We start from the raw sequence: 25804 nt of genomic DNA on the forward strand, positions 1-25804 counted from the left end.
ATGGAGCTGACCAATACTAATCGGTCGAGGGCTTATCCTAAAGTTTCACGAAGTGAAAGTACTTCGGAAGCATATGCTTTTAAACTCGCAAAGTTGTTTCGTATCTAGTTTTCAAGGATTAAACCTTGAATAATAGTTATATTCCCTGATAGCTCAGTTGGTAGAGCACTCGACTGTTAATCGAGTTGTCACAGGTTCGAGCCCTGTTCGGGGAGCCATATGGAGAGGTGTCCGAGTTGGCCGAAGGAGCACGATTGGAAATCGTGTAGGCGCCAAAAGTGTCTCGAGGGTTCGAATCCCTCTCTCTCCGCCATAATATTTATACTTATGAAGAGAGTCTTACTTCATAAAAATTTTTGGCCCGTTGGTCAAGGGGTTAAGACACCTCCCTTTCACGGAGGTAACATGGGTTCGAATCCCATACGGGTCACCATAATTATTAATATCGAGAATGAGCTTGATATGAAATCGATATTTGTGATATGATGATATTTATATCTTTAATGGAGGCTTAGCTCAGCTGGGAGAGCATCTGCCTTACAAGCAGAGGGTCGGGGGTTCGATCCCCTCAGCCTCCACCATACGGTCCCTTACGGGGATGAATGAATAGTTTGCTAATGACGCGGGGTGGAGCAGTCCGGTAGCTCGTCGGGCTCATAACCCGAAGGTCGCAGGTTCAAATCCTGCCCCCGCAACCAATTATTCTCTTCAGTGGGGAATAAATATGTGGAACCGTGGTGTAGTTGGTTAACATGCCTGCCTGTCACGCAGGAGATCGCGGGTTCGAGTCCCGTCGGTTCCGCCATTTTTTATTTTATTGCTTTAATATGGCTCGGTAGCTCAGTCGGTAGAGCAGAGGACTGAAAATCCTCGTGTCGGCGGTTCGATTCCGTTCCGAGCCACCATTGTTTTATTGGAAGTTGAATGGTGTGCCGGTGTAGCTCAACTGGTAGAGCAACTGACTTGTAATCAGTAGGTTGGGGGTTCAAGTCCTCTCGCCGGCACCATTGTTTTGGAGGATTAGTGAAGTGGCTAAACACGGCAGACTGTAAATCTGCTCTCTACGAGTTCGGTGGTTCGAATCCATCATCCTCCACCATTTCTTTTATAGGGGCATAGTTTAAAGGTAGAACAACGGTCTCCAAAACCGTTGGTGTGGGTTCAATTCCTGCTGCCCCTGCCAAAGAATTTTAGAATTATAATATGGCGATTGTGGCGAAGGGGTTAACGCACCGGATTGTGGTTCCGGCATTCGTGGGTTCAAGTCCCATCAGTCGCCCCATTTTTTGAATGAACTGTTGTTTTACATGATGATGTATATAATAATATGGCGATTGTGGCGAAGGGGTTAACGCACCGGATTGTGGTTCCGGCATTCGTGGGTTCAAGTCCCATCAGTCGCCCCATTAATTATAATGTTGGGGATTAGCCAAGCGGTAAGGCAACGGACTTTGACTCCGTCACGCATAGGTTCAAATCCTATATCCCCAGCCATTATGGGCGGACGTGGCTCAGCGGTAGAGCATCGCCTTGCCAAGGCGAGGGTCGCGGGTTCGATTCCCGTCGTCCGCTCCATTTCTTTACGGCGCCATAGCCAAGTGGTAAGGCACAGCTCTGCAAAAGCTTTATCCCCAGTTCAAATCTGGGTGGCGCCTCCATTAATTTAATATGCGGGAGTGGCGGAATCGGCAGACGCACAGGACTTAAAATCCTGCGGTAGGTGACTATCGTACCAGTTCAAGTCTGGTCTTCCGCATTTATTAATTAATTCACAATATCATATGCGCCCTTAGCTCAGCTGGATAGAGCGTTTGACTACGAATCAAAAGGCCAGGAGTTCGAATCTCTTAGGGCGCACCATGAATTACGCCGATGTGGTGGAACTGGCAGACACGCCGCACTCAAAATGCGGTGCCGCAGGGCTTGCCGGTTCGAGTCCGGCCATCGGTATTCTAAAAGGATTATAAGATTGCTTAACTTAGCACTCTTGTAATCCTTTTTTCTGTTTTAAGGGAAACTGTAATGGATTAGGAATAATCCAATTTAAATTGTTATTAGTGACGACGAATCCATGATGGAGTAGCTAAGGAATAAGATATTTACGCAAAAACTTTAGAGCATTATGAGCTCAGAAGTTTTCTTGAATAGGGGTTACAGAGTCCTTGGCTCTGAATGAAACTTGTGAAAATCTCATTCCCTTTGCCCTCCCCCTTTCCTTTATGGCCAGCAATCGGTAAAATAGGATAGAAATGTTCTGCATCAAGGAAGACTAGCAAATTTTTCTATAGGAGGAAACACCTAATATGATGATTCAACCCAAAACACGCGGCTTTATTTGTACGACAGCACATCCAGAAGGCTGTGCTAAGCAAGTGCAGCGTCAAGTTGACTACGTAAAATCTCAACCAGCTATCGAAGGTCCACGTAATGTGCTTGTTATAGGTGCTTCTACAGGCTATGGATTGGCTTCCCGCATTGTGGCTTCATTTGCTGCAGGAGCTAACACTATCGGCGTTTATTTTGATAAAGCTGCAGAAGGAGCACGTACGGCTTCGGCAGGCTGGTATAATTCGGCTGCGTTTGAAGAAGCGGCCAAAGAAGCTGGCCGTCAATCGTTCAGTATCGTAGGCGACGCTTTTTCCGATGAGATTAAAGCTAAAACAATTGATTTGATCCGTACAGAGCTTGGCAAAATTGATTTAGTCATTTATAGTGTGGCCTCACCTCGTCGTACACATCCGAAAACGGGCGAGACGTTCTCTTCTGTAATTAAGCCAATTGGCGAGAACTTTACGAACAAAACCGTCAATTTTCACAGTGGCGAAGTAACGGAAGTTACGATTGAGCCTGCGAATGAAGATGAAATTCGCCAAACGATTGCCGTGATGGGCGGCGAAGATTGGCAAATGTGGATGGATGAGCTAGAGCAAGCAGGCGTACTAGCAGAAGGTGCAACTACCGTTGCTTATTCTTATATCGGACCTGAAATTACACACGCGGTATACCGCGAAGGAACGATTGGTTATGCCAAAAATGATTTGGAAGTAACAGCGAAACGTCTTAACAAGCAGCTTGGGACTCATGGCGGCCGTGCATTCGTGTCAGTGAACAAAGCGCTCGTAACACAATCTAGTTCAGCAATCCCTGTGGTACCTTTATATATCTCTGCCCTTTATAAAGTTATGAAGGAGCATGGTACTCATGAAGGATGTATTGAGCAGATGTATCGGTTGTTCTCTGATCGACTCTATAATGGTTCAGGGGACACACAAGTCGACGATAGAGGATTAATCCGTGTTGATGATTGGGAAATGAAGCCGGAAATTCAAGCAGAGGTGGCCAAGCTCTGGTCAGAACTGACGACGGACAACGTGTATGACCTTTCTGATCTTAAAGGGTACCGTAAGGAATTCTTCCAGCTATTTGGATTTGAAACCGACGGCGTAGATTACGAAGTCGATACGAATCCAGAGGTGCTAATTCCAAATCTTAAATCTTAGTTAATAGCACAAGGTAGCAGTTCAAAGACCACGAATTGCCCAATGGCTGTGTTTCTATATTTGTTTCTATATTTGTAGAAATAGGATGAACCATTATCGCTGCCAAGCGAATGAGAGATGACTCTGGATGTTTAGGAGTCATCTTTTCTCATGTCCACTGAAACATAATATTGCTTCCATGAAAGTTAGTTTAGTATTCAAGTAGTTAGGACGAAAGTGTGCTATATTAAGTTTTTTTGATCCGTTAAGAGTGAACCTTGGATTAGGTGAAATTTCTCTAATGCTCATAGGTTGTAGTAACATGGACCTCATTGCATAATATTTTACAATCTTGCTATCATATTCAACTATACGTACATTCGAAGCATAATGAGGTATAGTAATGCTATATGTCCATGAAATTTACATGGATAAGAAATCAGAGGTCAAAGGTATCTAGGTTAAGTCGCTACGAGTGAATAGATATACGGAGGGGAAATCGTTGCATACGATTAAAACAAAGTATTTTGACTATGGAGAAGAAGAAATAGATTACTTGAAAAGTGTGGATGAAACACTGGGGGAAGTAATAACTCGAATAGGCAAGCTTGAGCGTATCATCATTCCTGACCTGTTCACCGCGCTAGTCTATGCCGTCGTAGGCCAGCTTATATCTGTGAAGGCAGTCCATACCATCTGGACAAGGATACAGGATCGATTTGGAGAGATTTCCCCACAAAATATAGCCATGGTAAGTGCTGATGATATTCAAGGTTGTGGGATGACAATGAAAAAGGCAGTTTGCATTCATAATGTTGCCCATATGATCGCTCAAGGTACTTTTGATTTGGATGAACTACATCATTTATCGGATACTGATGTTATCAAAAAGCTGACGTCCTTAAATGGAGTGGGCAAATGGACGGCGGAAATGATGCTTATCAATTCAATGGAACGTCGGGATGTTGTTAGTTGGGGGGATATAGCTATTCGACGAGGTATGATGAAACTATATGGTCTCAGTTCAATTTCAAAACAGCAGTTCGAAGAATACCGCCTCAGATATTCGCCTCTAGGTTCGGTTGCCTCCATATACCTGTGGAATATCTCGTTTGAAAAAGATTAGGACGGCAATATTCAACATTTATCAAGTTGTGAAATCAAGTGACAGTAGGGAAAGAGGGAATAAAACGTTCAGAGTATGAGATCAAAGACCATTTTGTAAAAGAAAGCCTATATCGTGTCAACGAATGATAGGCTGTTATTCACATAAAATAATATAATTGATATTGTCCTATTTAAGGTTCAAATCCTTGTTGGCTTACATAAAGCTGATCCTCCGAAAAAACCTGAAGCAATCGCTCATAAACCATACGATAGGCATTGGGATGATACCATTCCTCCATGCCTATCTGTTTGTACAAATTGTGAATGCCTAAATTACGCGTTCGTTTTCCGCCACTACCGTCCCCCATGAAATAATCATCTACGCATACGCGATCCACCAGTGAATGTAACATTTCAGCAAACGTTTCGCTACTTGGTAACACAGGCGCAATAGTTGCCTGCGTAGGTATGCCAGCTTCAGTCAATAACTGAAGCGTTTTTAATCTTGCGGGAATGGGAGGGGCATTCGGAGAGAAGTGTTTGCGAATGTCCTCACGGTCAGTTTCCACCGTCATGCTTACCCGTACCTTCTTCCCAAGGCATAAAAACAGATCAATATCTCTCCGAACAAGAGGGCTTCGAGTCTGCACGAATAAAAAATCGGGTGGATTATTAGCCATGACCTCTAGTAAAGATCGAGTAATTTGCTCTTTATATTCAATGGGTTGATATGGATCTGTGCTTGATGACATAAAAATGGTGACTGGACCTTTGTCTTTAGCTCTTTGAAGCTCCTTTATGAGAACATTTGCAGCATGTTCCTTAATATCAACCCATGTGCCCCACTCGGCGTTGCGAAAAGTAGAGACTGGCATTTGTCGCACATAGCAGTAAGAACAGCCAAATGAACAACCCGTATAAGGATTCAACGAATGACTATAGCCGGCGAGAAACCCGGTCCCCTTGTTCAGGAGCGTTTTTGGTGTTTTAAATAAATATTCCGTTTTCATACGAGTACTCCCCAAAGTTTAGTTAGGATCAGAATAGTTTGAATTTTTGTGATTTTGTAATGTTGTCAGTAAATTATTATTCTAAAAAAATGAAGTATTACTCTCTATATAGCATCGTGAAAAATAATACCAGAACTGTATCTTATCCCAGAGGTGACAGTACTAACACCATGTTTGAGCGTGGTTTTATAATAGCCGTGAGCTCCCAAAACGGGCCGATGATTAGTCGGGAAAATAAGCCCCTCGCCTTGCTCTAAAGTGATGACGTGGCCTCGGCTTTGTGCACGCGGACGCTGTTCAACAAGCATAAACTCTCCACCCGTGTAATCTTCTTCTATTTGATTGAGGGCGAACACCACCTGAAAGGGGAAGAATACTTTCCCATATAGGTCCTGATGTAGACAGTTGTAGCCTCCAGCTTCATACCTCAGAATTAATGGGGTTGATCTGGTTTGGCCCTCTTTGTGGCATTGATCTAGAAATTCCGTCAACGTAGATGGGTAGTTGGAAACATGACCCAATTGGTCGAGCCAACGATTCGCTGTTTTTGCAAGTTCTGGATAAAACCCTTCACGCAGTTGTTGTAGAATATCTGGAAGAGGATCGTGGTAATATTTGTACTCCCCGATCCCAAATCGGTATCTGGCCATGTTAACGGCGCTTCGGAAATAATCCTCTTCCTCATAAGTCTCAATGATCTCTTTGCACTCTATTTTATTTAACAAAGAGGGAAGTTTGGCATACCCATGTACGTCCAACGATTGTTGGATTGAATTCCAATCTAGATCAGCTACGCGTTCGGCGAGACGATCAGGCATGCTGGATACCTCCTTCAATAAGTAAACTGTCCTGTTCCAATCTCAACAGCTTCGTTTTCATGTCCACACCGCCACGATAGCCAGTTAAAGCGCCGCTTTTTCCGATTACACGATGGCAGGGTACGGTAATTAAAATGGGATTTGCCCCAATAGCAGCGCCGACTGCGCGAACTGCGGTTGGCTTTTGGATCTGGTTGGCAATATCCGAATAAGATTGGGTCTGACCATAGGGGATGCTGCAAAGGGCGTTCCACACAGCCAATTGAAAGGGTGTTCCATGAAAGTCGAAGGGGGATGTAAAGTTTGTTCGCGTCCCCTGCAAATATTCGATAAGCTCGGATGCATAAGGTAGTAGCTTTTCATTATCCTGATTTAATGTGTTGCTCGGAAAACGAGATTGTACCCAGCGGGTCAACTCCTCGAAGGGGTGATTCTGAGAGCCTACGAAACAAAGCCCTTCAGAAGTAGCCGCGATATATATACTCCAAGCCTCATGAGTTAACAATGTCCAATAGATTAATGAATTAGTATTATTTTTCATTTTCAAATACCTCATTCCTTGTTTTGGTGCTGAAATTGACGATAGCCTGCGGGTGTATATCCTGTTTTCTTTTTGAATAGGGTGATGAAATAGGGTGTATTAGACAAGCCCACACTCAGGCCAACTTCACCAATAGATTTCTCAGAAGAGACTAGTTGCCGCTTGGCATGCTCAATCCGTATTTGCTGAATATACTCAACGGGTGTGATCCCCGTGACTCTCTTGAATGTCCGATGTAAATGATATGAACTGCCATGACTAATATCTGCGAGAATGTTTAGCGCTAAATTACCCATGTAGTTTCTGTCGATGTATTCTGTCACGATTGCTATCCATTCATTATCTGGCAAACGTTGACCTGTAGGCTTACATCGTTTACACGGACGAAATTTAGCAGATAACGCGTGTTGAGTAGTTAGAAATAAGTTGATATTCTCTTTTTTTGGTGGTCTAGATTTGCAGGAGGGTCGGCAAAAGATGCCCGTGGTCTTTACCGCGTAGAAAAATTGACCATCGTAAGAAGCATCGTTGTTAGTAATGGCTTGCCATCGTTCATTTGTTAGTATTTCCGTGTTGAACGTATTAGCCGTATCGTCCAATCTTCGGAAGGACTTCTCCGATTCCTGATTCATTTGGTTCATCATTTCTCTTCACCTCCACGAATAGTATAACGCCTGAAATGAACGTTTGTACGGATTCACCAATATAACAGCAAGATAACGAAATAACCCTTCTGAACTGTATTTCAAAAATAAATCGAACGAAATATTGTATACTTTCCAATATATACTGTAAGGGCGAAGGGGGATGGCGGGTGAACAATCCAGAAGAATATAAAGGACTCATTGAGCTTACGCTAGCCGGCAGCCGTGAAGCGTACAGCGAGTTATATGAAATAACCATTCGAGATGTATACAAGTCCGTCCATTTCCTTGTGAGAGAAGCATCTGATGTAGATGATGTGGTTCAAGAGATTTATATTCAAGTACACCGGTCTCTTGGACAATTTGATGTAAATCGATCCTTTCGTCCTTGGCTAATGGGTGTGGTCATGCGACAAATTCATGCTTATCGAAGAAGGAGATGGACGCATCTCCGAATCACTAAGAAGGCTGAACAGGTTGATCAAACCATGGAATACGACTTCTCGAATGAGGTCGTGGACAAAATATCAAATCATTCCTTACTTGCGAGCGTAGACCGTCTTTCGTACAAACTGAAGCAAGTTGTAATTCTACATTATTTGAATGAATACGCCCAAGAGGAGATAGCTACCATATTGGACATCCCTCTAGGGACTGTGAAATCACGTATCCACGCTGCGCTACAGAAGCTGCGTCAGAAGCAGAAAACTAACATTCTTATTGCGGGAAAGGTGGAGGATCTGCATGAGTCTTGAGGATGAGTTGCGATCAGCATTCCAGGAAGAAGGCAAGAAGTGGATGGCTCCACCGGATCTGAAAGAAAGCATACTGAATCAAGTTGTGTTCAAAAAAGGAGGAAAACGAATGAAGAAATGGCTCGTGGCGAGCATTGTTGCTGCTACTTTATTAATCCCTACAGGAGCTTATGCAGGGTATAACTATTTAGCTGATTCCATTTATGGTTCACAAGAAAATGTCGCATCCATTGGAGGAACACAGGAGAAATATGATAAACTCGAAGGCAAATTACAAGTCGCTAGAAAAAGCTTTACCGAAGAGGAATTTACAACGTTTATGTCTTTAATCAAAAAGTTCGGAAATTTTAATCTGAAATATGCAGATGCTGAGGGAGTAATTCACCCAGAGCAATTAAATGCTGCTGACCAAGAAACGTTTCAAAGATTGACTGTAGAATTAGAGCCCTTATTTGAAAAATTGAGTAAATTTGAATCACAGTGGCAGGAAATAGATAATAATATAGATAAAAATAAAGTTTTAGATATGGATATTTTCTGGAACGGAGTAATGGAGGATGCAAAGAAAACATTTAACAAAGATGAATTAATTGATTTCACCAAAAAAATAAACGAGATAAGATCATATGATGCAAAGCTTATAGATCCGGATAGCGGCGTCTATATGGACAATATGGACAGACTAACTGCGAAGGAAAAAAAAGATTTAAATCAGCTTTATGAAGAGATTAACCCATACTTAGGTAAGGTTGGCGTTATGATAAAGCCGAGTTCATGAGTTCATCAGATTATGAAAGTGGTCTCTGTTTTGGATTGGGTTTATCTTTCATGCGATGATATGTAATTGGCGTCGAGATCAGCCTTTAATGAAGAATGTTTACGAGTTGATAACAATTTTATGGAGACTGCCCTGAAGGTCGAAGACCGAGGGACCGTCTCTATTTTACTATAGTGGATTCTAGTTTTGTATAGCAACCTTATTATGACTTATAGCGTCTATTAACATATTATGGATTATTATTATGGCTCAATCTAAAATTTAGTGGTTGACAGAGAGAAGATCTCAGAGGAGTTTTGGAGGAATGTGGACAAGCGGAGCGTTCACCTTTAAAGGAGGATTTCTACCTTATTCAATCCAATCCAATTCAAGAAATCTTCCTTTAACAGTGAGGGTAACATCCTCCAAGACGGAACGCTGTTTCCACTACATTTTATTGTCAACCGCTGATTTTGGTTTTGAGCCGATATTATTTGTTAAAATTCAGAAAGGGGTTGGAAAGTTGGCAAATCAACGCACGTTAGATGGGACAGCTACAATAGAGACTAGGAGAATTTCGGCGTGGGGCTTAGCCTTTATCATCATGATATTCGTGATGATCGCAGCTCCTATGCATGCATTAGCGGCAAAAAGTGAAACTCCACCGTCCAAAGACTTTATTCAGGTAGAGGGAGGAAGCTACTTTACAGTAGCTCTTAGAAATGATGGCTCGGTTTGGGTATGGGGACGCAATCTGTTTGGAGAACTGGGGCTACAGCCGACAGTGAGCTTCAGTAGAACTGAAGCTCCTGTGCACTTATCGGGGCTTGAAGACATAAAAGGAATTTCTGTCAATGGAAGTAGTCATAATTTGGCGGTGAAATCAGATGGGACCGTCTGGAAATGGGGTGTTGCATTAGGCTATGAAGATGGCAAACAACATTCCATGCTACCTACTCAAATTGAGGGGGTTACTAATGTAGTTGAGGTTAAAGCCTTATCTAATTCAGGTATTGCGCTACTTAAAGATGGAAACGTATGGTCATGGGAACGACAGTGGAGGATAGGAGAACAGGAAAAGCCTCGTAAACCTGCGGCTGTAAAAGGAATGACTGGAGTCATTCAAATAGATGGGAGTGGGAATAAGGGCTATGCTGTTAAAAAAGATGGAACCGTCTGGAGCTGGGATGAGGCTTCATTATCATCCATATATAGAGAGAAATCGGAAGGAACGGTACCTGTAAAGCAGTCAGGTCTATCTAACATTCAACAGGTTTCTTTCGCAGAAGGACAATTGCTTGCCCTTGATGCGAAAGGGAAGGTATGGAGAGTGAATCAGGAGGGTAAAGTTATTGCTGTGAATAAGGAGTTGACGATCAAAGAAGTGGTGTCGGGAGGTCGTTATTGGGTTCTGTTAACTACTAGTGGTGAAGTGTTCAACTACGGAGAAACAGTCACTGGAAAGCAAGGTAAGGTAAATCACTTGCCCAAGATCAAGACAATTGGAGCTGGAACTTATCACAATATTGCCATTTCAGAGAATGGAAAGGTATGGACATGGGGGCATGGTAAATTCAATGAGGCAGGCGGAACGCCAGTATCTGCAGATGGCATGCTATACCGTCCACAACAGGCACGAGCTGATGTCGATGTCATCATTAATGGGCAGCCGCTAAAGTCTGCATTTCCTGCATTGATCACAGAGACCTCTGTTCAGATTCCTATTAAAGATGTCGCTATTATGCTGGGAGCGAAGTTTACCACCGTTCCAAACGAGGGTAACTTCGTAGGCTATTCCCTGGAATATGAAGGCCGAACAGTGACATTCAAGAAGCTTGAAACTCAAGTATGGGAGGGATTAGAGACCTTCGATTTACCAGACCGTGTAATGAGTATCTCAGGCACAGTTAGTGTACCCTATCAGCTTTTGGAGCAGGGGCTGGGGGTAGTCGTATCTTGGAATCCGCAGTTGAATGAACTCAAAATTTCGAAGAAATAATAAAATTCGCATATAAATTCCCCTTACCCTCATCTGAATAAGAGAACATTGGATCTATTTATCTAATGTTTTCTTTTTTTACGTCCTCCGACTTCAGACCATGACCATCCCCGCCTAAGGTCTAGGATGAATTACCGCCTCTGGTCTGTTTTGAAAAACTTGATTTACACCTACAATAAGTACATAAGGTTGAGACCTTGAGAGAGGCGGTGAGAATGGATGCAAACAAAACGTGGAAATGGATTGGCTGTTGTACTGATCTTTATTGGAGCTTTAATGCTGATGGGACTATTCGGACCGTTACTGGGTAGATTGTTTGGATTATTGTTTCCGATACTTATGATTGCGTTAGGTTATTACGGTATACGACGCGGCAAAGTGGTTATCGGTTGGATTATTCTAGCGATCGGTCTTATGGCATTAATTTCAAAACTGGCTTGGTTCATTGGGCCACTACTAGGAATTATATTGTTGGTTTACGGAATATCTCTTTTCAAGAAAAAGAGAATAACTTACTAAAAACAAATTACAACTTACAAATGTATAACAATTGAAACCAAGTGTTAGTTTAAGGAGGGAGTAGAAAGTATGAGTGTTTTTCGCCGAATGCGTGATATAACGGTTGCAACATTAAATGAACGTCTTGAACAAAGTCAGGACCCAGTGAAACTCATCGATCAATTCCTGATCGCAACACGTGATGATATTGCTGAAGTCGACAAGTTGTTCCAACAGTACGCTTCTCATACGAAACAACTGAAGCAACAGGTGGACCAAGCAACATCCATGAGAAACAAGCGTGAGGAGCAGGCATTACTAGCTCTTAAGGCGGGTGAGGAGCAGTTAGCGAAGTTAGCACTTCAGGAGAAAATCATCCATGAAGAAAAGCTAGAGCAATATAGTGAGCTACTTGAACAGAGTAGATTATCACTTCGTGAACTTGAAGATCAGATGAACGAATTAAAGCTCGAGTATCAATCGGTATATAGTAAACGTCAGTATTACGCTGCAAGAATGGAAAATTTAAGACTTCAACAGCGTATGAACCAACGTATGGGTGATTTTGGTGGAAAAGACGTACCTAAGATGTTTAATCGTCTCGAAGATCGGATTAGCGATTGGGAACTAGAAGCACAAAGTCTACGCGAATTACGCCGGATGGGTCAAAATTATGTTGAACAAGCGAGCGTAACGGTATCTTCTGTACTGGAGAAGGAACTGGCTCGTCTAAAGGCAAAGCTGAATAATAGCGGAAAGGAGTAACGAAATGAGCAAGTTGTATCGGTCAACAAAAGATAAGATGGTAACCGGCCTTTGCGGTGGATTATCGGATGTCTTCGGCATTGATTCTACATTGCTAAGATTCCTGGTATTGCTCAGTATTCCTTTCACAGGTGGAACGACATTGTTTGTCTATTTCGTAGCGGCACTCGTCATTCCGAAGGAATCATTACCGCCATTTAACCATGATGGACATGGATATTCAGGTCCACAAGGTTATGGATCTAATGGAAGAAATAATCAATACAATGGAGACCCAAGATACGGGAATAACGGGAATCAATCTAATGGCTACGGTTTTGATAATCAGAGAAACAATTCAGGTGGATTCAGTTCACAGAACTCTGAATTGGATGAAATGATGAAGGATATTGAGAAGAAAGCTCTGAAAAAAGAAGTGGAAGAGTTAAAAATAAAACTATCTAAGTACGAGAAGGGAGAAGTGTAAACAATGGGAGTATTTAAAAGAATTAAAGATATGACAAAGGCATCGGTAAATGAGGTATTGGATAAAGTCGAGGACCCGATTGTGATGTTGAATCAATATCTACGTGATATGGAGGCTGAGATTCATGAGGCTGAAGTGACTGTTGCTAAACAGATGGCGAATGAACGTCGTATGAAGCAACGTGTAGATGAAGCTGTGAAGATGGGGGCACAACGTGAGGGTCAAGCTGAGCTCGCATTGAAGAATGGACAGGAAGAAGTGGCGCGTAAGCTACTTGAAGAAAAAATATATTTTGATCAAAAATATTCCGAGTACCAAGGTCTGCATGTTCAATCCGAGAGTCAAGCTAAAGAGCTAGTGCAACAATTGCATGAAATGAAAGATGAGTTCTACAAAATGCGCAATAAACGGAACGAGCTAGTATCTCGTGCACAAATGGCTAAGGCCAAAAAACAAATGTCCCAAGTAAGTAGTCTTCACAACATTGAGAGTGGTAGTGCATCTCTAGGCTTCCACCGTATGGAAGAGAAGATTATGCAACTTGAAGCAGAAGCAGATGTTATGCAAGTGCCATACCGTAGTTCTTATGCTAATGTCTCCAATCCAGTCGATGCTGAAAAACAGTTGAAAGTGGAAGAGCAGCTTAACGCATTGAAGAACAAGGTGAATGCTCCAGCTCCTAAGGTGGAAAGTAAATAATAAGTATTGTTCGTAAGTAATGATGTGATATGCTAAGAAGGTGAAGCCATGCTGTATGGAATTCCATACTGTATGGCTTTTCCAAATTCATGATTCTTATAAGAGGAGGTGCGGCATGGAAAAGAGAAACCGTATAATAGCGATATGCCTGATCAGTGTTGGATTTCTTATGCTATTCGGCAAGTGGATTGATTTCTCTACCATCGTCGCGCTTCTATTCATCGTATTGGGTATTTACAAAATTCGTGGAGGCAACGCTCAAAAAGGGTATCTCTTTATGGGAATTGGTGCTGTCTTGATCTTATTGAATCATTTATTTATTGTAGTTGCCATATGCTTAATTTCTTTAGGACTTTTTTATGCTAAGGCTAAGAAAGAACAACCTAAAGAGGGCTTTGTTCAGAAGCTCAGTTTCATGTCAAATTTCGATTGGGATCAAGCGCCTTGGGTGATTCGAAATACGAGCGTCTGGCATGTGCTGGGTGAAGCGGATTTAGATCTGTCACTTGGGCTACCTGAGGATAAGCACACGGTTATGATGTTCCAAGGGATCATGGGAGATATGGATCTGACTATTCCGGATTACTACGGTGTTGAGATCGACGCATTTGTATTATTCGGTTCTATCGACTTCGATGGCAATAAGGATAGTGGGATGATGAACCGTATCTCTTGGAAATCACCTAACTACTCTAATAGTGAATATAAAATAAAATTTATCGTGTCTTACATGGTAGGAGATATGGATATACGCTTATCTTAAAGAATAGGAGGGGTTCTCTTGTGAAAAATAATAAACCGGCGAATATGGTAGCCAGAAGTATGGGAGAGGGAGCCCTTCTTTCTTTTATTTTACTTCTGGTCATCTTTTATGTGTTATATACATATGGTTATTTGGCACCTTTTGATTCTTGGAAATTAGGCATACAAGCTGGAGCTACTCTAATACTTGCCCCTATATGCATGGGTGCGGTATTCGGTTTCTATCAAAGCTATCGGATGAAGCGGAAGCTGGAATTGTTACGTGAGACCCTGTTATCATGGGAGAAAGGGAACGTTGCGCGTTCCATGCCTGCGCTAGGACAAGACGAGGTGGGCCGATTAGGAGAGCAGCTTGGTCGAATTAGTAGGAAGTGGGAAGATCAAGTGACTTCTTTACAACGTCTATCGACACATAATGCCCAACTGGCTGAACAAGCAAGAGTATCTGCAATTATTGAGGAGCGTCAGAGACTTGCTCGTGAGCTACATGATGCTGTATCTCAGCAGTTGTTTGCGATTTCTATGACGGCTACGGCGGTGGGCAGAACGCTAGATAAGGATTTTGACAAAGCGAAGCGACAGGTAGCCTTAATTGAGGAAATGGCCGCTGTTGCCCAATCTGAAATGCGTGCGTTACTCCTTCATTTAAGACCCGTTTATTTGGAAGGTAAACCGTTAGAACAGGGTCTTATGGATCTAGTGAATGAGCTCAAGGAGAAAGTTCCCATGGAAATTGTATTTGAGATGGATAAGGAAATTCATTTGATGAAGGGGATAGAGAATCATTTGTTTCGAATTATTCAAGAAGCGATGTCGAATACGCTTCGTCATTCCAAAGCTGAAAAAATGGATATTCGTATTCATCTAAGGCAGGATACGGTGAAGGTCATGCTACGTGATGATGGGATAGGATTCGAATTAGGTGATAAGAAGCAAACATCTTATGGTCTGTCGAATATGGCAGAACGTGTGACGGAGATCGGGGGTTCCATTCAGTTTATTACAGCTGTAGGTAAAGGGACTCGGATAGAAATTACAATACCAATCGTGCATGAAGAATTGGGGGAGGAGAAACATGGAGAATGATTCAGAAATTAAGGTTCTGCTTGTAGATGATCATGAAATGGTGCGAATAGGCTTAGCGGCAGTGCTAGGTACTGAAGAGGGTATAGAAGTGGTAGGAGAGGCTGGGAGTGGCGAAGAGGGCATCAGACTTGCCAGAGAATATAAACCTGATGTTGTATTGATGGACCTTGTCATGGAAGGCATGGATGGTATTGAGGCTACACGTCAATTACTCATGCTTTATCCAGATTGCAAAGTGATTGTACTAACAAGTTATCTAGATGATGAGAAAATGTATCCTGTCATCGAGGCAGGCGCATTTAGCTACCTTCTCAAAACATCACGCGCGAGTGAAATTGCAGAAGCGATTCGTGCAGCTGCTCGGGGGCAATCTGTACTGGAATCACAAGTCGCTTCCAAAATGATGAATCGTATTCGTAATCCGCTTGTCGTAGAAGCTGCTCATAAGGATTTGACTGAACGTGAAATGGATGTGCTTCGTTTAGTAGCCAAAGGAAAATCCAACCAAGAAATTGCGGATGATTTAATTATTGGGATTAAAACGGTGAAATTCCATGTCACTAATGTGTTAGCTAAGTTAGATGTAGAGGATCGTACGCAGGCAGCAATCTATGCTTACAAGAATGGGCTTGCTGAGTAGTTATACCATATCGATACTTAAGCTGTGAAACCTTGAGAATATTCTTCAGGGTTTTTCTGTATTTATAAAGATTTGAATGAATAAGTGAAGAGGACGGAATTGTTCTGTAGAAGCGTAAGCGTTCGCCTTTGCCATCGGATTTCTACTGCTACAGGCGGAATATAATCAAGAAATCTGAGGGCAATAGCGATCGTAAGAATAATCCGTCAGCGTAACGGTCTTCTAACATAGGTATGAAAGAGCTAAATAAAGGGTAACCTATCTAATAGATTCATAGATTGTGAGATCGAAAGGTAGGGGGACGAAATGAAACACAATATGATGATCGCTATTATACTTGTATGTATCGTTGGAGGATTGTTTGGTTTTACATGGAATACATCAGTAGCTCAGCAGGGTGGAACTGAAGTGAGTCAATTACGAACTCTAGTGCAATTAGGGAAAGAATCGATAGATACACCTCTTAGAATCGTTGTGAAGTGGCAAGGATCGTGGTCTACACATGGGCAAGAGACAGCAGACGGAGCGGCAAGAAAATTCATGGATATGATGGGGCTGTCTCCACTAGAAAAGCTGGTGGATTCGGAGCACACAACATACCGCTCGCTTTCGGAGGTAGACGGAGTTAACGTAAGGCTAAATTGGCAACAGATAACGGAAGATCAGAGCTATGTTATTCTTCAACTAGAGGCATCAAGTGCAACACAATTACCTAATCTTGTATATCTTCAGGAGAAATACAAACAAGGAATGACAGAAATCGGAATATCTGCTGAATGGAATGCCTCGGTACAAGGGAATAGTAAAGAAGTAGAGAGCGTAAGTGTGAGCATGGAGAAGGTAGAAGCTCACGTAAAGTCTCATATGTCTGTTCAACAACTAGATCGCTATTCAGATATAACGACACTTAGCCACTCTTATGAATCACCTTCACTTGCCTTAAATCTGAAGAATGGTACGCAAAAGATAGATCTACAGACAGCGGTTCATCAAGATGGCGTTAGTGGCTTGAATCGAATTACGATTGGATTTCCATTGATTACGATTGAATATTGAATGAATTGTGAATAATTTTTTTATACCTGAGTAGTTTTGTCAGGAATAAGGATGGTAAGATCCAAGTCAGTATGCTAAAATAACAACGCGTCATGATATATCTTGTAGAGGATTATTATAAGTGATATGATGCATAAAAATACACTATATTACATAGAAAGAATGAGGATCTCATGGCTGAAAATCTAAATCTTGAACAATTGCAGACCCCAGGTGCGGTATTTTTTCTCTTCGGAGCAACCGGAGATTTGGCAAGAAGAAAGCTATTCCCAGCAATCTATAGTCTGTATCGTGAAGGTAAATTGTCTGAGGATTTTGCTGTAATCGGTGTGGCACGTCGTGAACGGTCACAGGATGAGTTCCGAGAAGATCTCTTTAATTCTATTCAAGAATTTTGCCGTTATAAAGCGGAAGATAATGAAGAATGGCACTCATTTGCACAGCATTTCGAATATAAATCACTTGATATAAACAATGTAGATGGGTTCCGTGAATTAAGAGAACAGACAGAAAAGATTGAAGTTCGTTATCAAATTCCGGGTAACCGTATCTTCTATTTAGCTTTAGCACCGGAATTGTTCGGAAGCGTGTCCTACAATTTACAAAAAGGCGGCATGTTGGAAAGCAAAGGTTGGAATCGGCTTGTGATTGAGAAGCCTTTCGGATATGACCTGGAATCGGCTAAAGAACTGAACAAACAACTGCGTGAAGTCTTCGATGAAGAAGAAATCTTTCGTATCGATCATTATTTAGGTAAAGAGATGGTACAGAATATTGAAGTCATTCGGTTTGCAAATGCGTTCTTTGAACCTTTATGGAATAATAAGCATATTGCTAATATACAGATCACCCTAAGTGAAACGGTTGGTGTTGAAGAGCGTGGTGGCTATTATGACCATGCAGGAGCACTGCGTGATATGGGCCAGAATCATATGCTTCAAATGCTGACTATGATTGCTATGGAACCACCAAGCCGCTTGTTGCCGGAAGATATTCGAGATGAGAAAGTGAAGGTAATACGTTCACTTCGTCCTTATCATACGGCTGAAGAAGTGAAGAAGAATGTTGTTCGTGGTCAATATGTTAAAGGTAGCTCGGACGACCGTGAATTACCTGCTTATCGTGAAGAGGATAAGGTGGACCCGAATTCCAATACAGAAACGTATTTTGCAACCCGTTTATTTGTTGATAATTTCCGCTGGGCGGGCGTTCCTTTCTATATTCGGACCGGTAAAAGATTGCCTGTCAAAACTACGGAGATTGTGGTTGAATTCCGCAGTATGCCAACCAATGTTTACTTAGGTCAGAAGCATAAGTTAGAGCCTAACTTACTTGTCATTCGAGTGAATCCGATGGAAGGTATCTATGTCAAAATTAATGCCAAAAAACCGGGTTCCGAGACTGATATTGAGCCGCTTGCTATGGATTTCTGCCAAAGCTGTATGATCGGTATTAACTCGCCGGAAGCTTATGAGAGACTTCTTCATGATGCAGCACGTGGAGAATCAACATATTTCACTCGTTGGGATGAAGTGGCTTCAGCATGGTCCTTTGTGGATAAAATTGCAGAAGCTTGGGCTCAAAATCCTGGAGATATTGCCTACTATCCTGCGGGATCCTGGGGACCTATCGAAGCAGATAAGTTGCTTGAGGAAGATGGATTTCACTGGTGGCCAGTGAATGGTCAGATTGAAGACAAGGTGATCTGGCAAAAGAATAGCTAGTCATTCTGTTGAAAAATTATCCTCATGCATATTTTGTGTGAGGGTAATTTGCGTCCAGAATGTGTTACAATGATAGACATGAATTTAGTCATGAAGGGAAATGTGAAATGAGCGAAGGATTAGACCCATCTTTGCAGAAGGAAGTGGATAAACGCAGAACATTTGCGATTATATCTCACCCGGATGCTGGGAAAACGACATTAACGGAAAAACTGCTCCTGTTTGGGGGGGCTATTCGACTAGCGGGAACTGTAAAAGCTCGTAAAGCGAGTAAGCATGCAACAAGTGACTGGATGGAGATCGAGAAACAACGGGGGATTTCAGTAACTTCCTCTGTGATGCAGTTTGATTACAATGGTCATCGTATTAACATTTTGGATACCCCAGGTCACCAAGACTTCAGTGAAGATACGTATCGTACTTTAACAGCTGCTGATAGTGCAGTCATGTTAATTGACGTTGCCAAAGGGGTAGAGGCACAGACGATCAAACTGTTCCAAGTATGTGCGAAGCGGGGAATTCCCATTTTCACATTTATTAATAAGTTGGATCGTGAAGGTCGAAGCCCTTTTGATCTGATGGAAGAACTTGAGCAAGTGCTAGGTATTCGCTCCATTCCTATGAACTGGCCGATTGGTACAGGGCGTGACTTATGTGGTGTGTATGACCGCATGAAGAATCAGGTAGAACTTTTCCAAGGAAATGATCACTCGGTGATTAAGGTTCAGAAAGTGACAGGTTATCGTGATCCCATTATTCGTGAGATGGCAGGCGAATATTTATATGATCAATTATGTCAGGATTTGGAGCTATTAGATGTAGCGGGAGATCCTTTTGATTTGGAAAAGGTGAAAAACGGCGAATTAACGCCTTTATTCTTCGGAAGTGGGATTAATAACTTTGGAGTTCAGACATTCCTTGAGAATTTCCTGGAGCTAGCACCCAAGCCTGAACCACGGCCGAGTGCCGGGGGACTTGTAGATCCTACGAATGAGAAGTTTTCTGGATTTGTATTTAAGATTCAAGCGAATATGAACCCTGCGCATCGGGACAGAATGGCGTTCCTTCGCATTGTATCAGGTAAATTCCAACGTGGAATGACTGTGAAACATATTCGTGTCGGGAAGGACATCAAGCTGTCACAACCGCAACAATTCCTTGCGCAGGATCGTGACATCGTAGAAGAAGCTTATCCGGGCGATATTATCGGTCTCTTTGACCCAGGTATTTTTCGGATAGGAGATTCTTTGAGTCAGGACAGCGATATGGTGTTTGAAGAACTTCCAACGTTCTCTCCAGAAATATTTGCAAAGGTTACAGTTAAGAATGCACTGAAACATAAGCAGTATCAGAAGGGGATTGACCAGTTGACGGAAGAAGGCATGATTCAGATGTTCAAAACCGTTAACTTCGACGATACGATTCTGGGTGTGGTTGGGCAACTTCAATTCGAGGTGTTTGAATATCGAATGAAGGCCGAATATGGTGTGGAAGTACAATTGCAAAGAATGCAGTATCAATTCGCAAGATGGCTCATCGATGACGACATCGATGCAAGTAAGTTCCGAATCAATTCAACGTTAGTTAAAGATAAAAAGGGGAATTATGTCGTGTTATTCGAGAATCAATACGCGATGCGGACGGCTATGGACAAAAATCCGAATGCTAAATTCCTCGAAGTTGCACCTTAAAAGGTGTCGATGTTGATCTTATGATGTGTGATTTCATAACAAAATCCCTTCATCTCTGTGTAGAGGCGAAGGGATTTTGTTATGACTGTATAGATTGAACGAAAGTCACACTCGCAAACTTGATAGGTTCTAATAAAATCTAGAATCCGAGGGCTCGTCTTAAGTTCATTCTATATTGCTATGAGGATTACGATAAGGGTGTCGGGGTTACAGTCTTTAAGTGTTTCTGTGCAATCTGAATCAATTCATCCTGTTTGGTGGTGTCAATGTTCTTCCAGATCATTTCGAATATAGCACCAAGACCAGGAAGTGCTGCTTCTGGACCATCAACGGATCCTTCAATCATTTCACGAAATTCTTGATCACTTTTGTCGTGAACTTTGTGGATGATGGCTTGACGCAAATCGAGTAATACCGGCAATGTTATCCCTCCTACTTCATCATTGTGAGATCATCCTTTAATATTCCCTACATGCAGCTTCAAAATTCAAGTTCGTTAGTCTTTATGATATAATAGCTTGATTAACTTGAAGACGATCTGGAGGTTGTATCATGGCCAAGAAACAGTACGCCATCATTGGAATGGGAAGATTTGGTTCCAGTGTAGCCAATGCACTTACGGACATGGGATTTGATGTACTGGCAATTGATTCCAATGAACAACGGATACAAGAAATGTCGAACATTGTAACCCATGCAGTATCAGCTAATTCAACCGATGAAGAGGCACTACGTGCGCTTGGTATTCGTAATTTCGAAGTCGTTGTAGTCGCTATTGGTGAGGATATTCAGGCGAGTATTTTAACGACTCTAATATTAAAGGACTTAGGCATTCCAACGCTTATTGTCAAAGCTCAGAATGAACTACATGGTAAGGTTCTTCAGAAGATCGGTGCAGATAAAGTTATTTATCCGGAGCGTGATATGGGATTACGTGTTGCTCATCATTTGACATCGCCTAATATTCTAGAGTATATAGAATTATCTGACGACTACAGTATTGTGGAGATGAAGGTCTCTGAGCTTATGGTGGGTAAGAACTTGATTGAAATAAATGTAAGAGCGCGGTTTGGCTGCAATGTTATGGCGATTAAGACGGGCTCTAATATGAATATTTCACCAGAAGCAACAGAGCCTCTGAAGCCTAATGATGTGCTCGTTATTCTGGGGAAACCTGCAGATTTAATTAAATTGGAACTGGCATACCCTAAATAATCTTGGATACGATAAGGATGATTACAGATGGTCATTACATCTCCACACAATGCGCGAGTGAAGGAATGGGCGCAATTGTTAGAGAAGAAGCACAGAGACAAGACGAATAAATATCTTATTGAAGGTGCACATCTGGTGCACGAAGCGCTGAAAAGTAAAGCGGATATAGAATGCATTGCCTATGATGTGGATAAAGGAATTCCTTCTGAACTTATGGGAATTGATTCAGGTGATATGGACTGGATTGGGGTCTCTGAGGCCGTTATTGTAAAATGTACGGATACAGTGACACCTCAGCCTGTGTTTGCGATTATTCGTAAACAATCTGCTGAATTTAGCAAACTGCTTGAAGTTGAGCATAGCTTAGTTATCGTGTTAGACGGTATTCAAGATCCTGGGAACGTAGGAACTATTATTCGTAGTGCAGATGCTGCGGGTGCAGATGGTGTTATTCTGGGCCGTGGTTGTGCGGACTTATATAATCCGAAGACGATTCGCTCCACGATGGGCTCTCTATTTCATATGCCCGTTATTGAAGGGGATCTGTTGGATATTTTACCTCAAGCGAAGCAAGGTGGAGCTCGTGTTGTTAGCACTAGCCTACAAGCAAGCTCAACATGCTACGAGTATGACTTTGCAAATACCTCATGGATACTCGTTGGCAATGAGGCTAAGGGCGTGTCAGCGAGTGTACAGAAGCTCGTAGACGACACCTTGATTATTCCTATGCGTGGACAAGCTGAATCACTGAATGTGGGTATGGCTTCTTCGGTGCTGTTGTTTGAGGCGATGAGGCAGCGGCATTTTTGTAATAGCTTGGAATGATCCGGTGTGGGTTATGACATCTTTTGATACAGATTATGGTATCGATTGAGATAAATTTTATTTTCTTTTGAGACATTGGATGGATGGGAAATCCTTGATAAAACAAGGGTTTTCTTATTCTTCTTATATATCATTACATACAAAAAAATATTTACATAGTCAAAATGAATCGAAAAATGGTTGGATATATTTTATGTTTAATTATGATAAAAACCTGATAGGTTGTGAGATGATGCCCCCCATAGGTGCTAAGGTAAAAGGCATTCGAAAGCAACTAGAAATGAACCAAATTGAGTTCTCCAAGGCCATAAACATTTCTCAAGGGAACCTGAGTGAAATAGAACAAGGGAACAGCAAGCCCTCATCAGAGACACTAATGGCGTTAAGAAATAATTTTGGAGTCGATCTGAACTGGCTGCTCCAATTTGAAGAGGAAAGCGAAGAAAATTCTATTTTCGACTCAGGAGAGGTAAAGCTTTTGTCTTTGTATCGAAGTCTGCCAAATGATTATCAAGAGGATATTATTGATTATGTGAGCTATAAATTAAAGAAGAGTCAAATAAAATGACGAAGTTTGTACATAGGGCAAATGAAGTGATGTCGGAGCGATACAAGATCAGACCGAAGATTAGGGAGCAAGAGGCATTAAGCAGCTACCTCTTTAGGTTAGCAGAAGCAAATGGTACGAATTTTCTTAGCATATTAATACAAATAAGTACAACGAAGAACTCTGAAATAAGTGCAAGAAGGTACTATCATATTGATATCAACCCAGCTAAAAAAATAGATATTAAGCTATTAAGCCAGTTAACTTGTATATCTATTGAAGAGCTTCAGAATCATACGTTTTTTCCAGTTCTAAAAAGTGTGTTCGAGGATCCAGCGCAAAATGCGGATCAATCGACATTTCAGTTAGGAAATCTATATGTTAGCCAACATCGCCGATTTTGCAGGATGTGTTTAAAAAAAGAAATCAAGTATCATCTTATCTGGCAACTTAAAGACATCGAAGTGTGTGTAGTTCATGGTGTGAAGTTAGAGAATGATTGCTTACACTGTGGAAAGATTCAACCATATTCAAAAGCTAATATGGAATACTGTACTTGTATATATTGTGAGTCAAATTTAAGAACGGAAAATTTAACTGGAAGCTCAATCGTCCATATAGATGAAAACCAACTTAGGTTGTACGAGATTTGGAGCTATATGTTAGAATCCACAAAACGACTGACACCAAGACAACTTTCCTTAAGTTTGGAACAGACCATCGCTCTGAAAATTCTATATCTTTCACAAGAGGAACGATTAGAATATCGATTTGCTTCCATACGCTATCTTTCAGGGCAAGAAAAAGTATATCTCAGGAATTTAGCTCTCGGGCAAAAAACGGATGGAAGAACATCATATTTAGGAATAGTCATACGATTTTTCAGGAAAAGTAAGATTTCACTGGAATATTTTCATGATGTTGATGTAGCTAGTGAATATTTTCAATCCTTTATCGGAGAGAAAAAGACTTTAGAGACAGGGACCTGTTTAGCCCCTTGGTGTCATGCGGCAGGTACAAGTAATGAAATGTCAATGATCCAAAGCTTTCATGGAATGGATACTCACAAAAATGTATATTTTTGTGGAAAATGTTTTAATACATATGGTTATAGCAAATCTTCTGGTGTGTGGGAAGATATTGGGAATAGGATTCATACTGTCTATAATGTTATTCTGCCCTTAATGGAGCAAGGTCTACCTCGTAAAAGAATGATTCAATTACTGGATGGAATCTCAGCGAGGAAAATATCTGAGATGTTCGGATATATGTATTGTCAGAACATGATTCCAAAGGGATATCCGCACCTTAAGGGTGTAGATAAATCCCCACCTAATGATTTATTAAGTATGTTTCAATTGTTGAAAAATCAGGTAGGAACCTACGCATATAACATGAGCTTTAAAGCACAGGAGTTATTTGGGTGGACTGTACAAGAATTTTTTTGTTACTTTTATCAAAGCCAAGTTCAGCATTTCATTTTTAACGAGCCTAAACGAGTAAAAAAACCGCGTATTCATAAGAATGTTCACGGATTGATCCGTGAATACATTGCAGAGTGCGAACGTGAGAAAAAGGAATGTTCAACAAGCGATTTTGAAAACAATCACGGTATTCCTCGACATGCTTTGCAGTATTACGGACTACACGAAGAAATAGCGATAGCTAAAGAAGATCAAAAAGAACAAATAATGCAATCTAGATATGAACAATTTTGGGAACTGACCCAAATGTATGTTAATAATAAATTAGAATGCGGGGAACCGTTTAATCGTCTCGATGTTTATAAGGCGATTAATAAACGCAGGAAATGGATTTCGGAGAACTGTCCTGATCTTATAGTTTGGATCAATGAGCAGGTAATAATATCAGAAGAGCAGCAAAAGAAAAGACAATTGAAACTTGATGAAAGAAAAATAAAAGAATCCATCTTATTCTTAAATAAAAATGAAATAAGTATTTCAAAAGCTAGCATTATGAGAGTTTCAGGAATAGCGGCTATAAAATTAACTGGAAATACGGAATTATCCGATTATTATTATCACTTATTAAATTCGGATTTGTTGAAATAACTGTATGATCACACCAAGACTGGAAAATGGTCGGGTATCTACTTGATCAGAAATACTCAGATACTCTACCTACTTAGATTCATAGTTACCATACCATAACAGTGAATAATGGAACTATATGCTGGCGAGATAATAATCAGTTAATTAATGATCGTTTTCGGAAGCTACTATAAAAATCATTGGGTATGACTTCATGATCTCATAACCTTCTAAAAGGATTAATACTTGGTAAACAAATAGAGCATGCTATCATTTTTATATTTCTCCTTTGTTTAATTCATTCTCTGAATCAATTAAAAATTCAGATTGAAGGCCGAGAATGTACTCAATCTGTACTGTGAATTTACTGGTTATATCTTTATCATTTGGGATTGATTTATTTCCCTCCCCGCTTGATTGTGTGTGATGGTTCTGCATAATTTTTTTTTAAGGAATGACTATTGGATGGCCAATAGTCATTCCTTAAATTTTATCTTCGTTATATTTATAGTTGGTTTAAATTATCAATTAATTGATAATTTAAACCAACTATAAACGATTTCGTATCATTAATTGAATAAAATATCCCTTATTAGATAATAATTAGAATAAGATTATTATTTTTACTTTTTTAGTATTTTGGGCAGGTGCTTCATAATTGACATCTTG

24 protein-coding genes and 18 tRNA genes are annotated in these 25804 nt (G+C 41.1%); 37 read left to right on the top strand and 5 right to left on the bottom strand.

What is annotated here, in order from left to right:
• The first annotated feature begins 142 nt into the window (after window positions 1-142).
• From J2T13_RS03310 to J2T13_RS03405, 20 genes are all read left to right on the top strand, one after another.
• Window positions 143-218: transfer RNA gene (locus tag J2T13_RS03310), tRNA-Asn, on the top strand.
• A gap of 3 nt (window positions 219-221) precedes the next feature.
• Window positions 222-313, top strand: a tRNA-Ser gene (locus J2T13_RS03315).
• A gap of 45 nt (window positions 314-358) precedes the next feature.
• Window positions 359-433, top strand: a tRNA-Glu gene (locus J2T13_RS03320).
• A 72-nt stretch (window positions 434-505) separates the two neighbouring features.
• Window positions 506-581, top strand: a tRNA-Val gene (locus tag J2T13_RS03325).
• 40 nt (window positions 582-621) lie between these two features.
• Window positions 622-698 (top strand) — tRNA-Met (locus tag J2T13_RS03330).
• A 30-nt stretch (window positions 699-728) separates the two neighbouring features.
• Window positions 729-805 (top strand) — tRNA-Asp (locus tag J2T13_RS03335).
• 24 nt (window positions 806-829) lie between these two features.
• Window positions 830-905: transfer RNA gene (locus tag J2T13_RS03340), tRNA-Phe, on the top strand.
• A gap of 26 nt (window positions 906-931) precedes the next feature.
• Window positions 932-1007: transfer RNA gene (locus J2T13_RS03345), tRNA-Thr, on the top strand.
• Between the two features lie 7 nt (window positions 1008-1014).
• Window positions 1015-1099 (top strand) — tRNA-Tyr (locus tag J2T13_RS03350).
• Window positions 1100-1109: 10 nt separating this feature from the next.
• Window positions 1110-1183 (top strand) — tRNA-Trp (locus J2T13_RS03355).
• Between the two features lie 23 nt (window positions 1184-1206).
• A tRNA-His gene (locus tag J2T13_RS03360) sits at window positions 1207-1282 on the top strand.
• A gap of 48 nt (window positions 1283-1330) precedes the next feature.
• Window positions 1331-1406: transfer RNA gene (locus J2T13_RS03365), tRNA-His, on the top strand.
• Window positions 1407-1419: 13 nt separating this feature from the next.
• A tRNA-Gln gene (locus tag J2T13_RS03370) sits at window positions 1420-1494 on the top strand.
• A gap of 6 nt (window positions 1495-1500) precedes the next feature.
• A tRNA-Gly gene (locus J2T13_RS03375) sits at window positions 1501-1575 on the top strand.
• A 9-nt stretch (window positions 1576-1584) separates the two neighbouring features.
• A tRNA-Cys gene (locus tag J2T13_RS03380) sits at window positions 1585-1658 on the top strand.
• Window positions 1659-1670: 12 nt separating this feature from the next.
• Window positions 1671-1756: transfer RNA gene (locus J2T13_RS03385), tRNA-Leu, on the top strand.
• Window positions 1757-1783: 27 nt separating this feature from the next.
• Window positions 1784-1860, top strand: a tRNA-Arg gene (locus J2T13_RS03390).
• An 8-nt stretch (window positions 1861-1868) separates the two neighbouring features.
• Window positions 1869-1950 (top strand) — tRNA-Leu (locus J2T13_RS03395).
• A gap of 353 nt (window positions 1951-2303) precedes the next feature.
• Window positions 2304-3500 carry an enoyl-ACP reductase FabV gene (gene fabV, locus J2T13_RS03400; protein WP_429368330.1) on the top strand — a complete coding sequence of 399 codons (1197 nt, stop codon included), beginning with the start codon at window positions 2304-2306 and terminating at the stop codon, window positions 3498-3500.
• A 481-nt stretch (window positions 3501-3981) separates the two neighbouring features.
• Window positions 3982-4605 (top strand): DNA-3-methyladenine glycosylase family protein, encoded by a 624-nt coding sequence (locus tag J2T13_RS03405; protein WP_429368332.1) that lies wholly within the window; start codon window positions 3982-3984, stop codon window positions 4603-4605.
• Window positions 4606-4777: 172 nt separating this feature from the next.
• On the opposite strand, the gene J2T13_RS03410 is transcribed toward J2T13_RS03405, so the two are convergent.
• The 4 genes from J2T13_RS03410 to J2T13_RS03425 form a co-directional block, all read right to left on the bottom strand.
• The gene (locus J2T13_RS03410) at window positions 4778-5596 is read right to left on the bottom strand and encodes an SPL family radical SAM protein (protein WP_429368334.1); all 819 of its coding nucleotides are present in this window, start codon (window positions 5594-5596) and stop codon (window positions 4778-4780) included.
• Window positions 5597-5700: 104 nt separating this feature from the next.
• On the bottom strand, window positions 5701-6414 hold the full coding sequence (locus J2T13_RS03415) for a 2OG-Fe(II) oxygenase (protein ID WP_429368336.1): 714 nt from the start codon (window positions 6412-6414) through the stop codon (window positions 5701-5703).
• Window positions 6407-6955 (bottom strand): methylated-DNA--[protein]-cysteine S-methyltransferase, encoded by a 549-nt coding sequence (locus tag J2T13_RS03420; RefSeq protein WP_429368338.1) that lies wholly within the window; start codon window positions 6953-6955, stop codon window positions 6407-6409. Before J2T13_RS03420 ends, J2T13_RS03415 begins: the two co-directional genes overlap by 8 nt.
• Before the next feature lie 11 nt (window positions 6956-6966).
• Window positions 6967-7599 (bottom strand): bifunctional transcriptional activator/DNA repair enzyme AdaA, encoded by a 633-nt coding sequence (locus J2T13_RS03425; protein WP_429368340.1) that lies wholly within the window; start codon window positions 7597-7599, stop codon window positions 6967-6969.
• A gap of 170 nt (window positions 7600-7769) precedes the next feature.
• Here J2T13_RS03425 and J2T13_RS03430 point away from each other — a divergent pair, with 170 nt between their 5' ends.
• From J2T13_RS03430 to J2T13_RS03490, 13 genes are all read left to right on the top strand, one after another.
• Window positions 7770-8354 (top strand): sigma-70 family RNA polymerase sigma factor, encoded by a 585-nt coding sequence (locus J2T13_RS03430; protein ID WP_429368342.1) that lies wholly within the window; start codon window positions 7770-7772, stop codon window positions 8352-8354.
• Window positions 8344-9132 (top strand): DUF3600 domain-containing protein, encoded by a 789-nt coding sequence (locus J2T13_RS03435; protein WP_429368344.1) that lies wholly within the window; start codon window positions 8344-8346, stop codon window positions 9130-9132. Before J2T13_RS03430 ends, J2T13_RS03435 begins: the two co-directional genes overlap by 11 nt.
• A 502-nt stretch (window positions 9133-9634) precedes the next feature.
• On the top strand, window positions 9635-11110 hold the full coding sequence (locus J2T13_RS03440; protein ID WP_429368346.1) for an RCC1 domain-containing protein: 1476 nt from the start codon (window positions 9635-9637) through the stop codon (window positions 11108-11110).
• A gap of 219 nt (window positions 11111-11329) precedes the next feature.
• Window positions 11330-11629, top strand: a complete 300-nt coding sequence (locus J2T13_RS03445; protein WP_429368347.1) for a LiaF transmembrane domain-containing protein — start codon at window positions 11330-11332, stop codon at window positions 11627-11629.
• A gap of 69 nt (window positions 11630-11698) precedes the next feature.
• A complete protein-coding gene (locus J2T13_RS03450; RefSeq protein WP_429368349.1) occupies window positions 11699-12373 on the top strand; it encodes a PspA/IM30 family protein in 675 nt (224 codons plus the stop codon).
• Window positions 12374-12377: 4 nt separating this feature from the next.
• A complete protein-coding gene (locus tag J2T13_RS03455; protein ID WP_429368351.1) occupies window positions 12378-12839 on the top strand; it encodes a PspC domain-containing protein in 462 nt (153 codons plus the stop codon).
• A 3-nt stretch (window positions 12840-12842) separates the two neighbouring features.
• The gene (locus J2T13_RS03460; protein ID WP_429368353.1) at window positions 12843-13538 is read left to right on the top strand and encodes a PspA/IM30 family protein; all 696 of its coding nucleotides are present in this window, start codon (window positions 12843-12845) and stop codon (window positions 13536-13538) included.
• Window positions 13539-13653: 115 nt separating this feature from the next.
• Window positions 13654-14301 (top strand): cell wall-active antibiotics response protein LiaF, encoded by a 648-nt coding sequence (gene liaF, locus J2T13_RS03465; protein ID WP_429368355.1) that lies wholly within the window; start codon window positions 13654-13656, stop codon window positions 14299-14301.
• Between the two features lie 20 nt (window positions 14302-14321).
• Window positions 14322-15386: a histidine kinase gene (locus J2T13_RS03470; protein ID WP_429368357.1), complete on the top strand. Its 1065-nt coding sequence runs from the start codon at window positions 14322-14324 to the stop codon at window positions 15384-15386.
• Window positions 15376-16026, top strand: coding sequence for a response regulator (locus J2T13_RS03475; protein WP_429368359.1), 651 nt, complete (start codon window positions 15376-15378; stop codon window positions 16024-16026). The genes J2T13_RS03470 and J2T13_RS03475 overlap by 11 nt, the downstream gene beginning before the upstream one ends.
• Before the next feature lie 306 nt (window positions 16027-16332).
• Window positions 16333-17082, top strand: coding sequence for a YwmB family TATA-box binding protein (locus tag J2T13_RS03480; protein WP_429368361.1), 750 nt, complete (start codon window positions 16333-16335; stop codon window positions 17080-17082).
• Between the two features lie 173 nt (window positions 17083-17255).
• Window positions 17256-18806: a glucose-6-phosphate dehydrogenase gene (zwf, locus tag J2T13_RS03485; protein WP_429368363.1), complete on the top strand. Its 1551-nt coding sequence runs from the start codon at window positions 17256-17258 to the stop codon at window positions 18804-18806.
• A 107-nt stretch (window positions 18807-18913) separates the two neighbouring features.
• On the top strand, window positions 18914-20497 hold the full coding sequence (locus J2T13_RS03490; RefSeq protein WP_429368365.1) for a peptide chain release factor 3: 1584 nt from the start codon (window positions 18914-18916) through the stop codon (window positions 20495-20497).
• 187 nt (window positions 20498-20684) lie between these two features.
• Here J2T13_RS03490 and J2T13_RS03495 read toward each other — a convergent pair whose 3' ends face one another.
• Window positions 20685-20918: a small acid-soluble spore protein SspI gene (locus J2T13_RS03495; RefSeq protein WP_429368367.1), complete on the bottom strand. Its 234-nt coding sequence runs from the start codon at window positions 20916-20918 to the stop codon at window positions 20685-20687.
• Between the two features lie 131 nt (window positions 20919-21049).
• Between J2T13_RS03495 and J2T13_RS03500 the strand changes: the two genes are divergently transcribed.
• From J2T13_RS03500 to J2T13_RS03515, 4 genes are all read left to right on the top strand, one after another.
• Window positions 21050-21712: a potassium channel family protein gene (locus J2T13_RS03500; protein ID WP_429368369.1), complete on the top strand. Its 663-nt coding sequence runs from the start codon at window positions 21050-21052 to the stop codon at window positions 21710-21712.
• Between the two features lie 27 nt (window positions 21713-21739).
• Entirely contained in the window at window positions 21740-22537 is a 798-nt protein-coding gene (locus tag J2T13_RS03505) for a TrmH family RNA methyltransferase (protein WP_429368371.1), read from the top strand.
• Window positions 22538-22631: 94 nt separating this feature from the next.
• On the top strand, window positions 22632-23105 hold the full coding sequence (locus J2T13_RS03510) for a helix-turn-helix domain-containing protein (protein WP_429368373.1): 474 nt from the start codon (window positions 22632-22634) through the stop codon (window positions 23103-23105).
• The gene (locus J2T13_RS03515; protein WP_429368375.1) at window positions 23102-25156 is read left to right on the top strand and encodes a TniQ family protein; all 2055 of its coding nucleotides are present in this window, start codon (window positions 23102-23104) and stop codon (window positions 25154-25156) included. The genes J2T13_RS03510 and J2T13_RS03515 overlap by 4 nt, the downstream gene beginning before the upstream one ends.
• Window positions 25157-25804: the final 648 nt, after the last annotated feature.

The sequence above is a fragment of the Paenibacillus sp. DS2015 genome (genome assembly GCF_050433705.1).
In the GTDB taxonomy this organism is placed as follows: domain Bacteria; phylum Bacillota; class Bacilli; order Paenibacillales; family Paenibacillaceae; genus Paenibacillus_AQ.